The sequence below is a fragment of the Chitinimonas sp. JJ19 genome, assembly GCF_036961565.1.
Taxonomy (GTDB): Bacteria; Pseudomonadota; Gammaproteobacteria; order Burkholderiales; family Chitinimonadaceae; genus Chitinimonas.
This window is the reverse complement of record NZ_JBAMDD010000017.1, coordinates 84,338-97,059: the sequence shown is the minus strand read 5'-3', so window position 1 is coordinate 97,059 and position 12,722 is coordinate 84,338. Positions and strand designations below refer to the sequence as shown.

Genomic DNA, 12,722 nt, shown 5'->3' with positions numbered 1-12,722 from the left:
AGCAACGGCAGGCAGGTGGGTGGCGGGCGGTGGCGCAAGTCATGCCTGATCTTGACGTTGTCGCCCATTTGCCAGACGCAGACAAGCTTTTGCTATTCACTGACTATCTGGCGCAGCTAGAAGAAATCGCCACCTTGCTGCGTCTCACTTGGCAGCGCAGCAACTTCAACCGCGACACCATGATCGTCAAGCGCGGTGACGACTCCACCACATGGAACACGCTTGCCGGTGCCTGGAACGCAGCGCGGCAAGGTTGGCTGGCACTGGCTTATGCATTGGGGATGGAAGACATGGTGAACCAGCTTTGCCTTGGTAAAGTCATGCGGCTCATGGCGGCAGATGTCGCTGCCTGGCACCGCCTGAGCGGCGGCTCGCTGGACCCGGATACCGTTATCTGGTCGGTACTTCCCCCTCCGTGGGATGTACTCTCCGGCCAAGCCACCTGTACCCGCAATGAAGTGGAATCGGTCTGCGCTCAATACGCAGTCGACCCTATTGCGCGAGGCTGGACCAGCCCCGGAGGACAACGACAGGCCGCCCCCTTCACACCGACACCCGAGCTGGTGCATGGCGTGGCAGTAGGGCATCCCGCCCTGGCTGCGGCCATGCGGCGAGCGGGCTGGTTCTCAGGCAAGCCAGCCTAGGAGCGCCCTTGACGACAAGCCAGGAACCAGCGAAAGTTACCCCGCCCTCGAAATAGCTCAGTGGTAGAGCGGCCGGCTCTCGGACCGGCTGGACGCAGGTTCGAGCCCTGCTTTCGAGGGCCATGCAATATTGCGACAACGCCCTATCCATCACCTTTGCTCAATCAATCTCAGCAAGGGTGTTGCCATAAGCAGCGGTGATGCCTGTACAACAGCTTGATGACACTTGGCTCTTGGAACAAACATCCTATCCCCTACCGCGCTTCAATCCGGACGACCTGATCAATACCTATGTCGCGCCTACATCCCGGCACGACCTGATGGGTTCTAAAGCCTGGTTTGGTCAATACACGGATCTGGCCTATGCCATCTTGCGATTACGGTACTTGTTAAGCACCGACGTAGATGAACATCTGGAGGCGCTATTCCTGCTGCCCCAACTTGCTGAGCAGGTCACCTGGGCAGATAGGGGGCCTGTTGCAGCGGCCTGGCTAGCAGGCTTGCAAAAGAACCGTGCATTCCTGCCTCAGATACTCACCAGGCTAAATACGCCAGACAGCCGCTATCTATACCGGCATGACATGGGTAGCTACGGTTACTACGGCGCGGCAAGCTGGCATATTGCCTTGCTGCTGTTTGAAGACCCTACACTGTACAAACCCTTGTTGACCGCCTGCCACGCCCATGCCGGCGGAACAGCTGCAAACGCCCGCAACATCGAGGACTTCCGCGCATTGGCGCTGGCCACGCTTGAGCTTTTTGATCAGCTGTTTGGTACACGGCACGCAGCCCAGGCACCCAATGACATAGATGAATCTGCCAAGCAGCGTTTACGGACTCGGCTTGAGTACCTGCTTGCCCTATCCGACCTGCTCCGCTGCGGCATCGCATTTGAAACACCGACTGCCTTGCGCCTGCAGCTACATGCCTTCAACGCCAGCGCAATGCCCATGGCTTATCAGGCCGCAGGGGTTTGTAAACCGCCGCGTGTCAGGGCCTACTGCAACACCACCCATCAAGAGATCGAGGCACACCAGCAGTTCAAGCTTGAAGCCCAAACCTGGGCAAAGGCGGGGATAAGGGTGCCAGACGGACTAGTCAAACTCTTCTATCAACAAAACCCCGGGATCCACCAACATAGCAAGCCACGCCCAAAGCGAGCACTAGGCCTGTTAAGCCGGCATACCGAGGCCTGGCTAAGCCACGGGGGTGACGATTTCTGGCTGCGCGCAGTAGCACGCAGCGCCGACGACGCTTTCGACATCGTTGCGGCCTTGGAGCAAGATATCCACTATCGCCTCCCCATCGATATCGTTGCCTTGCTATACGATAAGCTGACAAATTTGGTCAATGTCGATGCCGAACTCTATCGGGAATATGCCTTTGGCCTGCTGCTGCGTGGTAATCAATTCGATGCGAAAGCAAAGGAACTGCTTGAAAAAGCAGCGATGATTGAGCAAGGGCAGCAAAAACTTGCCTACTATCCTGCGATATCTATGCCCTCAGGCTGGCAACCGCGTTTTAATTTCCCAAATCTGGCCTTGGCTCCCTGTTGATCAAGCGCAGCGCTACACATCACTTTCTTTGGAGATTTCATGAACCTCAGCAATACGACTATGGCCAGTTATGCATTTCTTAAAGACATGTATCGTGACACGTATTTTCCCGCTGATCTGGTAAAGAAAGCCGAAAGCATACTGAATGATCTATGCAGGGAGATTGAAAAAAGCAGACCATCGAACCTCAGCGAGCTCTACGCCTTAACGCATGCGGCCACCGACAAGTTCAATGACCTGCAAGAGGAGTTCTACGAACGCGATAGTGAAATCGAAACAGCGGCACGAGAAGCGATTGCCGAAGACTTCGCGAACATCGCAAAAGCCTATGGTTTTGCTGAGGCAGACGTCGAGGAACTGATTGCCACTAGGGATTGGTAAGCTGCTCAGGCAGCTCAGGGTAAACAACGTGGCATGGGGAGCACCATGCCACGAAGCCATAACCAGCGCACCTGCTTAAGCCCTGTACTGTTGGCGCCGATACCGCTTCCAGCAGCGTTGGCTGGCGCGTTGTTCATCATCCCAAGCATGCGGCAGGTGTTTAGGCTGCCGCACTGCTCGTACTGGCGGTTCGCCTTCTTCAGGCAATACGAGGGCATGCGCTTTCCGCTCAGCCTGAGTTTTGGGATATCGAAAACCGCACCAGCCTCTACTCTTTCCCGTACCAGGTATGGCTCCACGACGAAACACTGGCCAACAGGCAGGGCGCTTCTCGAGTTTACGCAAACGCCTGCCAAACGCTGCCAGTGCAAGCACATCCAGCGATTTACCGCTCGGTGTCCAGGCACGAATGACAGTGCAAGGGTTATAGCTGATGCAATTATGCACAGTCCAAAACGCCACTTCCCGTGCCAGGCTCGCCAGATCAGGCTTAGCCAAGTGAAAGAAAGTATGGTTTGGGCGCGCTACAAGGCAACCGAAGCAGCCTTCAAAGGCCGGGGGAGGTTGGTAGTTCTGTTGCATTGGAATCTCCAGGTTAAGTACCTAGAAATCCGTTGCACCTCCGATGGGATAGCGAAATAGAGGAGACATTGCTGTTATTTCGTAAAATGTCGATAGGAAGCTAGTCTAGCATATGGGGAGCTGAATCAACGTCCTGCAACACAGCAATTACGCTAGGCTTGCTGCACTGATCTTTTTAAACCCCTAAAAAATTAATAGAAAGCGCTAACGCTACGCGTTGCCCATCATATCGCCACCCCAGGAGACTATTCAGCAGCTCGGCATGTAGGACAATACTCCATTCTCCTTCATGCAGTTCCGCGATAAGCGTCATGGTCAAGGAGACTCATCCTACGTAGGATAACATTCGGGACTGCGATATTGATTTGATCGACAAGCGCCTTGATCTCCGGATGGGGGAATCCCGTCAGATTTATCCGCTTCTTCCGCCCACGTACGTCCTTGAGCGACATATGGAGCTCGGTATCACCAAGAAATTGCCGTCTCCGATAGATTGTAACGACCCGAATACTACTGAATCGCATCTTCCATCGTTCACGTCTATATCCATTCCAGCACTGGTTCACCGTGTATTCAAGCTCATCTTCCTCCGGCCTCCAATGCAATGTCTTGATTAATTCCCATTCTTTAAAACATGTAATTAAGATATAAATTAACCCAGTAGAGATAACTAGTATAACCATCTCTGCAGGGGAATCAAATAGCATAAAACCGCCTAAGGCCAGTACAACGATATGCGTAATGACAGATTGCTTATATTGAACTCTATATGAAGTAATCAACATGATGTATGCAATGTGTTAGATTAAAATTTAGTGCGTAAATGAGGTCTATTAGGAATAAACCACTATCGCTTGATGCCAATCCTTCCTGGCATCAGAAATGTAATCCCTATATTCATAATTTCGTTGGGCTTGCCTATCAACAGCTCCCCAGCTTGGGCGCTGTAGTACCTACGAGTGGAGGTACTTCGAACGGCTTTCTTAGTTCAAGCTTCTCTTAAGCCAAGAACACCGTGTTTCATCAGTCAGAATGCGCCAGCGACAACCCACCTTTGCCATCGGGCAGCCAGACCTCCGCCTTATCAGAACTCACGTTGAAGAAGCCAACGCCATGCTTGCCTGCCAAGCTGAACATAGCCACATATGCTTGTTCCGCCTGAGGCCATTGGAATGCCGAATAAATAACTGAACATCCGACGCTGTAATCCGTGACTGATACTTCATCTTCTTGCTGGTCGGTCGAAGAAAAAGGCCCATTCATCGCAGGATACGCCTGAATCATTTCCAGAAACCAAGCTCGAAGCGCTGGCGTTGAGACTTCTGGGTTATCGTAGGAATGTGCTTCCTCCCACTCAGATTGTTCGTCGTACCACGCCAAGAACGCTTCTCTGTCTTTCGGAGCAGCCTCCGACGCAAAGACCATCAGATCATAGCTCAATGTATTAGCTCCTCTTCGGCTACGCCGATAAGAAAAGGCTAATAAAATAACTAGCCTAGTCTATAAACAGCCACTGCGCGCTGGCAATAAAATTAGCCCAATAAAAACAGCTATTTGCCCTTTTGCTGAAACGGTATCACGAACTTTGCGCTAAGCGTGTTACGGTACAGCCGCACTTAAACATCAATATTCCGCGCAATCAAAGCATTCTGCTCAATAAACGCCCTGCGCGGCTCCACATTGTCACCCATCAGGGTAGTGAAGATATCGTCCGCCGCCATGGCGTCTTCTATCTGCACCTTCATCAGGCGGCGCACGGTGGGGTCCATGGTGGTTTCCCACAGCTGGTCTGGGTTCATTTCGCCCAGGCCTTTGTAGCGCTGTACGGTCATATTGCGGCGTACTTCGTTCAGCAGCCATTCCAGCGCTTCGCCAAACTCGGTGATCTGCTTTTCGTGGTCGCCACGGCGTACCACGGCGTCGGCGTCCAACAGGCCGGTCAGCAGGTCTGCCGTGCGGCGTAGCTGCAGGTAGTCGCCGGAGTGCAGGAAATCGTGGTCCAGGTACTGCATGCTGATATTGCCGTGGACGATTTTCTTGAGGCGCAGGATGAAGGCGTCGTTCTTGTCGTCGTGTACCGGTTCCAGCACAAAGGCGCTGTCACCTATGGCGGCCATCAGTTGCTTGGCCGATTCGGTGGCGGCAGCTTCGCTGCTCATGTCGAGCGCGGGCGATTTGAGCAGGGCGTAGAGCACGGTGGGGTCGATCAAACGCTTTTCACGCTCGATCACGGCCTGGGCCAGCAGGTATTGGCGGGCGATGGCGTCCAGTGCGGCGCCTTCCAGCGGGTCGGCTTCCTTGCGGGGAATCAGCTGGGCGCCGCTCAGGGCCAGCTTGAGCAGGTACTGGTTCAGTTCCTGGTCGTCCTTCTGGTATTGCTCGTTCTTGCCGTGCTTCACCTTGTACAGCGGTGGCTGGGCGATGTAGATGTAGCCGCGCTCTACCAGTTCGGGCAGCTGGCGGTAGAGGAAGGTCAGCAGCAGGGTACGGATGTGGGCGCCGTCCACGTCGGCATCGGTCATGATGATGATGCGGTGGTAGCGCAGTTTTTCCAGCGAGAAATCGTCCTTGCCTATGCCGCAGCCCAGGGCGGTGATCAGGGTGGCGATCTGTTCGGACGAGATCAGCTTGTCGAAGCGGGCGCGTTCCACGTTCAGCACCTTGCCGCGCAGCGGCAGGATGGCTTGGAACTTGCGGTCGCGGCCTTGCTTGGCTGATCCACCGGCCGAATCACCCTCCACCAGGTAGATTTCTGACAGGGCGGGGTCTTTTTCCTGGCAGTCGGCCAGCTTGCCGGGCAGGCCCAGGCCGTCCATCACGCCTTTGCGGCGGGTCAGTTCGCGGGCACGGCGGGCGGCATCACGGGCGCGGGCAGCGTCGATGATCTTGCCGACAATGGTTTTGGCGTCGAGTGGGTTTTCCTGCAGGAAGTCATTCAGTGCATCGGCGACGACTTCGTTCACCACTGGGCCGATTTCACTGGAAACCAGCTTGTCCTTGGTCTGGCTGCTGAACTTGGGGTCAGGCAGCTTGACGCTCAATACGCAGGTCAGGCCTTCGCGCATATCGTCGCCGGCCGTTTCGATCTTGGCTTTCTTGGCGACTTCGCTTTTTTCGATGTAGGTGTTGAGCGTGCGAGTCATCACCTGGCGCAGTGCGGTCATATGGCTGCCGCCGTCGCGCTGGGGGATGTTGTTGGTGAAGCACTGGACGGATTCCTGGTAGGAATCGTTCCACTGCATGGCCACTTCCACGCTCATGCCGTCCTTCTCGCCAAAGCCGTAGAAGACCTTGGGATGCAGGGCGGTTTTGTTGCGGTTCATGTATTCGACAAAGCCCTTCACGCCACCGGAGTAGGAGAAGTTTTCCTCTTTGCCGTTACGGCGGTCGATCAGCACGATGCCCACCCCGTTGTTGAGGAAGCTCAACTCACGGATGCGCTTGGCCAGGATCTCGTAATGGAATTCGACGTTGCCAAAAGTTTCGGTGCTGGCCAGGAAGTGGACTTCGGTACCGCGATGTTCGGTCTTGCCGACTTCCTTCAGCGGTTCTACCCGTTCACCCCGGCGGAACTCCATGCTGTGGACCTTGCCGTCGCGGCGTATGGTCAGGCGCAGCCAGTCCGACAAGGCGTTGACCACCGAGACGCCTACACCATGCAGACCACCCGATACCTTGTAGCTGTTCTGGTCGAACTTGCCGCCGGCGTGCAGCTCGGTCATGACGATTTCGGCAGCAGAGCGCTTGAACTCGTCGTCTTCCTTGACGGCGGTGGGTATGCCACGGCCGTTGTCTTCCACCGAGATGGAATTATCGGGGTGGATGATGACCTTGATGTCGTTGCAGTGGCCTGCCAAAGCTTCGTCAATGGCGTTGTCCAGCACTTCGAACACCATGTGATGCAAGCCTGTACCGTCCTGTGTATCGCCAATGTACATGCCGGGGCGCTTACGTACAGCCTCCAGGCCTTTCAACATCTTGATACTGTCTGCACCGTATTCCTGATCGCTCATCTACCTATCCACCTGGCGCTATCGGCTGTGGCCAGCAACCGTGTTTGCTACGGTTTGCGGCGGCCTGCCGCTGTACTGATAAAAACACCAAAGCCGGCCATGATAGCCGGCTTGGCCATGCTAAGCGCACTTAAATGCGCATGGGCATTACAACGTACTTGAAGTTGGGCTCTTCCGGCACGGTCACCAGGGTACTGCTGGTGGCATGGTCGCCAAAGGCAAATACCAGGGCTTCGTGGTCCAGATTGGTCAATACATCAAGCAGGTAGCCAATGTTGAAACCGATATCGAGGGGGTCGCCCTGGTAAGGGATCTCCAGCTCTTCGGTGGCTTCTTCCTGCTCGCTGTTGTTGCAGATGATCTTGAGCGTACCGTCGCTCAATACCAGCCGTACACCACGGAACTTCTCGTTCGAGAGGATGGCGGCGCGTTGCAGTGATGCCAGCAACTGGGCGCGGTTCAGCGGTACCAGCTTGTCGTTGCCTGTTGGTACCACGCGGTTGTAGTCGGGGAACTTGCCGTCCACCACCTTGCTGTGGATGACGATATTGCCAAAGGCAAACTTCACTTGGTTCTGCGCAATCTCGATGGTGACATCGTCGTCGATATCGGCCAGCAGCTTGTACAGCTCCACGATGGTCTTGCGCGGCAGGATGACTTCATTGCGTTCGACCGCGTTTTCCAGATCGCTGGAGACAAACGCCAGGCGATGGCCGTCGGTGGCTACCAGCTTGAACGAGTTGCCCTCGGTCAGCATGAACAGGCCGTTGAGGTAGTAGCGGATGTCCTGATGCGCCATGGCGTACTGCACGCGCGCAATCAGCTGCTTGAGCTGGCTTTGCGGCAGCTTGATGACGCTCTTGACGTTGGTGTCGATGGCGAGCTTGGGGAAATCCGGTGCTGGCAGGGTCTGCAGGTTGAAGCGGCTCTTGCCAGCTTTCACCGTAAGGCGGCTGTCATCCTGGTCCAGGCTGACAGTAGAACCATCCGGCATGGCTCGCAGTATGTCCTGGAACTTCTTGGCTGATACGGTGAACTGGAAGTCACCCCCTTCTTGGCTGGCGTGCTGGGTGGTGATCTGGATTTCCAGGTCAGTTGCCAAGAAGGTCAGCTGGCCGTCTTGCTTGGCAATCAGCACGTTGGACAGGATGGGCAGGGTGTGGCGACGTTCGACGATGCCGGTGACGGTAGTCAGCGGTTTGAGGAGGGAATCGCGTTCTGCTTGTATCAGCAACATAATAGAGTAGTTCCTGAAGATAGATAAATAAGAGCGACCGTTTTCTGTGGATAAGTCTGCTTGCGCTTACTTTTCAACAACTTGCCGCTTTTTTGCCTTGTGGACAGCTCTGCTACGCTGTTGTGTATGAATTGTGTCCCGAATTTTGCCTCAACTCGGTACACCAGCTTATCCACATTTGATGCATTGTTATCCCGTTGTGTTCAGTTGCGCAGTATCTGCGCCAAAACGTTGTAATCGTGGTTCATGGTGGCGTCGCCCTGGCGCAACGCTGCAATGGTCTTGCAGGCATGCAGCACGGTGGTGTGATCGCGGCCACCAAACGCTTCGCCTATGGCCGGCAGACTCATCTGGGTCAGGTCCTTGGCCAGCGCCATGGCTATCTGGCGGGGGCGGGCGATATCGCGGGTGCGCTTCTTGGAGTGCATGTCCGCCACCTTGATCTTGTAGAAGTCGGCCACCGTCTTCTGGATGTTCTCCACCGAGATCAGTTTGTTGCCCGAGGCCAGGATGTCCTTGAGGGCTTCCTTGGCGACTTCCAGGGTGATCTGCTCGCCGGTGAAGCGCGAATAAGCCAGCACCCGCTTGAGCGCGCCTTCCAGCTCGCGCACATTGGAGCGGATATGCTTGGCGATAAAGAAGGAGACGCTGGATTCCAGCTTGAAGCCTTCCGATTCGGCCTTCTTGTGCAGAATCGCCACCCGCATTTCCAGCTCGGGCGGTTCGATGGCCACGGTCAGGCCCCAGCCAAAGCGCGAGATCAGCCGGTCTTCTATGCCCTCGATCTCCTTGGGGTAGCGATCCGAGGTGATGATGACCTGGCGATGGCCTTCGATCAGGGCGTTGAACGCATAGAAGAACTCTTCCTGCGTGCGGTTCTTGCCCGAGAAGAACTGGATATCATCGATCAGCAGCAGATCAAGCGAGTGGTAGTAGCGCTTGAATTCGTCGAAGGATTTATGCTGATAGGCCCGTACCACGTCGGCCACATAGCGCTCGGCGTGGATGTAACGGATCTTGGCGTCGGGCCGGTGCTGGTGCACCAAGTTGCCGATGGCCTGTATCAGGTGAGTCTTGCCCAGGCCCACTCCACCATAGACAAACAGGGGGTTGTAGGCCGTGCCGGGGTTTTCGCCTATCTGGATGGCGGCAGCACGGGCCAGCTGGTTGGCCTTACCGGTCACCAGGGTCTCGAAAGTGAAATTGGGGTTGAGACGGGTAGTCTCGTTGGCCATGGCCAGCGACCGCAGCGGGGTGGGCTTGGCGGTGGTGGCCTGGGCTTGGGGCGCTGCGGTTTCGTTGCGGCCGGCGCTGTTGCTGCTGGTCGTGGCGGCGGCCGGGCGCGCGGTCTGGGCCTTGCCTACCGTCAGTTCTATCGTGTGGGCCAGCTCGCCAAAGTATTCGGCGGCGTATTTTTCGATACGGACGAGGAAGCGATCTTTGACGAATTGAAGCGAGAACTGGTTGGGCGCGTACAGCGACACCGCCTCGTTCTCCACAGAGCAGGCCAGCGGCTTGATCCACGTGTTGAACTGCTGCGCAGACAATTCTTCGGCGAACCGGGCAAGACAGCTCGGCCAAAAGTCTTCGGCGGGTAAGGTCATGTTTTTATTGGAAATCGTGCGGCACGGCCGATAGGTTATGCAAACGGCATACCGGTGCGGCTGCCCCTAAGGGGCGGGTGGCCGTTGCACTGTCGTCTTGGCAGACAACAGGGTTAATCGGCCACGTATTCTAGTCATTTTCAACAGGCTTATCCACAGGCTGTGGAAAATAAAGGGTATTGACAACTAAGGCTTTTTTCCGTCTAATCGCACGTTTCTTCACACGACACGAACAAGTCTCAGGGGCATTGCCATGAAACGTACTTACCAACCTTCCGTTATTCGTCGCAAGCGTACCCACGGTTTCCTGGTTCGCAGCCGTACCCGTGGTGGTCGCGCCGTGCTGGCCGCACGCCGCGCCAAGGGCCGTCACAGCCTGTCGGTCTGAGCGTAGCGTTTGACGCAACGCTTCACCAGGCAGCAACGCCTGTTAAAAACGGATGAGTTTTCATCCGTTTTTAGTTTGCGCCGTATCCAGGCCAATGCCTTCTTCCAGGTCTGGATCAAGCCCAATGAACTGGGCAAGGCACGGCTCGGCGTGGTGGTCTCCAAAAAGACCGAGCGCCGGGCGGTAGGCCGCAACTTCATCAAGCGCACAGCGCGCGAGCTGTTTAGACGCGAAGCCGACAAACTGGCCGGACTGGATCTGATTGTGCGTGCCAAACGCAGCTTTCACCGTAGCGAAGCCCCGGCTGCTCGGGCAGCTTTGTTGCGCCTGTTCGATCGGTTTGCGCCATGTCGCGACTCCTGATCGGGCTGATCTACGCCTACCGCTATACCTTGCGGCCACTCATCGGCCCGCGTTGCCGCTATACCCCGCACTGCTCCGAGTACGCCATCCAGGCGCTAAACCGCCATGGCGCGGCGCGGGGTGGATGGCTTACAATCCGCCGGCTTTGCCGCTGCCACCCCTGGGGTGGCCACGGGCACGACCCCGTGCCCTGATTCCCACGACGAGATTCCAAGCATGGATACCAAACGTCTCATAGCTTTCGTGGTGCTTTCCTTTGCCATCCTGTACGGCTGGCAACACTGGTTCGCACCCAAGCCGACGCCCGCCCAGATCGCTGCCCAGCAACAGGCTGCCGCCACTGGTACGCCCGCCGCTGCCGCAACTACGGGTACCGCCACCGCCGCTGCAGAGGGTGCGCTCACCCGCGCCGGCCGCATCAAGGTCAAGACTGATCTGCTCGATGCCGAGATCGACACCATGGGCGGCGACCTGCGCAAGCTCACGCTGATTGAGCACGGCCAGCACGACAACGCCAAGGTGCCCTTCGTGCTGTTCCAGGAAGGCCCGGAACATACCTATGTGGCGCACACCGGCCTGATCAGCAATGGCCTCAACCTGCCCACCCATCGCACTCTGTTCAGCAGCAAGGATACGGCCGTCAGCCTGCAGCCTGGCCAGAACAGCGTGTCGGTACGGCTGGATGCGCCCGAGGTCAACGGTATCAAGGTCGCCAAGATCTATACCTTCAAGCGCGATAGCTATGTGATCGACGTGGCCTACGAAATCATCAACGGTACCCAGGCCCCGCTCAACCTGAGCGCTTATTACAGCCTGGTACGTGACGGCAAGGACCCGCGTGGTACCGGCGGCTTCTTTACCGGCGGCGCGGCCTTTACCGGCCCGGCGGTCTACACCGAAGAGAAGAAGTTCCAGAAGGTCACCTTCAGCGATATCGACAAGGACAAGGCCGAATACGTGGCCAAGCCGGCCGATGGCTGGGTGGCCATGGTGCAGCATTACTTTGTCAGTGCCTGGCTGATGTCGCCCAATGGCGGCAACAATCTGTGCGCCAAGTCGGCCTGTACCGTGCAGGTCACCAAGAAGCCGGGCGAGCTGTATCAATCGGCCGTGCAGGTGAACCAGCCCACCATCGCTGCCGGCGCCAACTATCGCGTCAGCGTGCCGCTGTATGCTGGCCCGCAGGAGACCCGCGCCCTGCAAGCCGCTGCACCGGGCCTGGATCTGGTCAAGGACTACGGCATCTTCAAGATCATCGCCCAGCCCATGTTCGCGCTGCTTGATCTGATACACGGCGGTGCCAGCATCAGTGGTATGCAGATACCCGGCATAGGCAACTGGGGTTGGTCCATCGTGCTGTTCACGCTGCTGATCAAGCTGGCCCTGTACCCGCTGGCCGTGACCCAGTACCGCTCCATGGCCAAGATGAAGAAGCTGGCCCCGCGCATGCAGAAGCTGAAGGAACAATACGGCGACGACCGTATGAAGTTCCAGCAGGCCGTGATGGAGCTGTACAAGAGCGAGAAGGCCAACCCGCTGTCCGGTTGCCTGCCCATCCTGATCCAGATGCCTATCTTCATGGGTCTGTTCTACATGCTGCAGGCCGTGGTGGAACTGCGCCAGGCGCCGTGGATGCTGTGGATACATGATCTGTCGGTGGCTGACCCGTACTGGGTTCTGCCCATCCTGATGATTTTGACCATGTGGATACAGACCCGCTTCAACCCGCCCAGCGGCGACCCGATGCAGGATCGCATGATGAAGATCATGCCGGTGGTGTTCGGTGTGATGTTCATCTGGTTCCCGGCCGGTCTGGTGCTCTACTATGTGATCAACAACGTGTTCTCCATCGGTCAGCAGTGGTATATCACCCGCAAGATCGAACGTGAGGACAGCACGGTCAAGACCACGCCGGCCAAACCGGCCAAGGCCAGCAAGGCCAAGGGCAAGTAAG

General features: G+C 56.7%; 11 protein-coding genes and 1 tRNA gene. 8 read left to right on the top strand and 4 right to left on the bottom strand.

What is annotated here, in order from left to right; genetic code table 11:
* From V7714_RS17910 to V7714_RS17895, 4 genes are all read left to right on the top strand, one after another.
* On the top strand, positions 1 to 644 hold a 644-nt coding region (locus V7714_RS17910; protein ID WP_335710938.1), incomplete at its 5' end, for a hypothetical protein.
* A 45-nt stretch (positions 645 to 689) separates the two neighbouring features.
* Positions 690 to 767, top strand: a tRNA-Glu gene (locus V7714_RS17905).
* A gap of 77 nt (positions 768 to 844) precedes the next feature.
* Entirely contained in the window at positions 845 to 2,200 is a 1,356-nt protein-coding gene (locus V7714_RS17900) for a hypothetical protein (protein ID WP_335710937.1), read from the top strand.
* 39 nt (positions 2,201 to 2,239) lie between these two features.
* Positions 2,240 to 2,581, top strand: a complete 342-nt coding sequence (locus tag V7714_RS17895; RefSeq protein ID WP_335710936.1) for a DUF5713 family protein — start codon at positions 2,240 to 2,242, stop codon at positions 2,579 to 2,581.
* Between the two features lie 1,605 nt (positions 2,582 to 4,186).
* On the opposite strand, the gene V7714_RS17890 is transcribed toward V7714_RS17895, so the two are convergent.
* From V7714_RS17890 to dnaA, 4 genes are all read right to left on the bottom strand, one after another.
* The gene (locus tag V7714_RS17890; RefSeq protein ID WP_335710935.1) at positions 4,187 to 4,603 is read right to left on the bottom strand and encodes a hypothetical protein; all 417 of its coding nucleotides are present in this window, start codon (positions 4,601 to 4,603) and stop codon (positions 4,187 to 4,189) included.
* A gap of 176 nt (positions 4,604 to 4,779) precedes the next feature.
* A complete protein-coding gene (gene gyrB / locus V7714_RS17885) occupies positions 4,780 to 7,176 on the bottom strand; it encodes a DNA topoisomerase (ATP-hydrolyzing) subunit B (RefSeq protein WP_335710934.1) in 2,397 nt (798 codons plus the stop codon).
* A 130-nt stretch (positions 7,177 to 7,306) separates the two neighbouring features.
* Positions 7,307 to 8,413, bottom strand: coding sequence for a DNA polymerase III subunit beta (dnaN, locus tag V7714_RS17880; RefSeq protein ID WP_335710933.1), 1,107 nt, complete (start codon positions 8,411 to 8,413; stop codon positions 7,307 to 7,309).
* A 203-nt stretch (positions 8,414 to 8,616) separates the two neighbouring features.
* Positions 8,617 to 10,017, bottom strand: coding sequence for a chromosomal replication initiator protein DnaA (gene dnaA / locus V7714_RS17875; protein ID WP_335710932.1), 1,401 nt, complete (start codon positions 10,015 to 10,017; stop codon positions 8,617 to 8,619).
* A 253-nt stretch (positions 10,018 to 10,270) separates the two neighbouring features.
* On the opposite strand from dnaA, the gene rpmH reads away from it, so the two are divergent.
* Genes rpmH through yidC form a run of 4 tightly spaced genes read left to right on the top strand, consistent with a single transcriptional unit; the run spans position 10,271 to position 12,721 of the window.
* Positions 10,271 to 10,405: a 50S ribosomal protein L34 gene (rpmH, locus tag V7714_RS17870; protein ID WP_072426848.1), complete on the top strand. Its 135-nt coding sequence runs from the start codon at positions 10,271 to 10,273 to the stop codon at positions 10,403 to 10,405.
* Positions 10,406 to 10,414: 9 nt separating this feature from the next.
* On the top strand, positions 10,415 to 10,768 hold the full coding sequence (rnpA, locus tag V7714_RS17865; RefSeq protein ID WP_442891408.1) for a ribonuclease P protein component: 354 nt from the start codon (positions 10,415 to 10,417) through the stop codon (positions 10,766 to 10,768).
* A complete protein-coding gene (gene yidD / locus V7714_RS17860; protein WP_284195541.1) occupies positions 10,753 to 10,962 on the top strand; it encodes a membrane protein insertion efficiency factor YidD in 210 nt (69 codons plus the stop codon). The genes rnpA and yidD overlap by 16 nt, the downstream gene beginning before the upstream one ends.
* A gap of 22 nt (positions 10,963 to 10,984) precedes the next feature.
* On the top strand, positions 10,985 to 12,721 hold the full coding sequence (gene yidC, locus V7714_RS17855) for a membrane protein insertase YidC (RefSeq protein WP_335710930.1): 1,737 nt from the start codon (positions 10,985 to 10,987) through the stop codon (positions 12,719 to 12,721).
* Position 12,722 lies beyond the last annotated feature (1 nt).